1 protein-coding gene is annotated in these 228 nt (G+C 69.3%); it reads right to left on the bottom strand.

Annotated features, from left to right (window positions below):
- Positions 1 to 228 (bottom strand): hypothetical protein (locus LC490_RS24345; protein ID WP_223621921.1); only part of this gene is annotated, 228 nt, incomplete at both ends.

Genomic DNA, 228 nt, shown 5'->3' with positions numbered 1-228 from the left:
CCTGCTGCAGCGCCGTGCGCAGCGACTGCGCGCTCAACGCCTCTTCGGCCAGGTAGTACGCGATCAGCCGCTTGTCGCCCGGCACGTCCTCGCGTGCCAGCACCACCGCCTCGCGCACCCCCGGCTGCGCCACCAGCCGCGACTCGATCTCGCCCAGCTCGATCCGGAAGCCGCGCACCTTCACCTGGAAATCGTTACGACCCAGGAACTCGATCGTACCGTCCGGCA

This window comes from Lysobacter sp. ESA13C (assembly GCF_019970005.1).
GTDB lineage: Bacteria > Pseudomonadota > Gammaproteobacteria > Xanthomonadales > Xanthomonadaceae > Lysobacter > Lysobacter antibioticus_B.
Note: the sequence above shows the minus strand (reverse complement) of the source record. Positions and strands in the feature narration are given on the sequence as shown.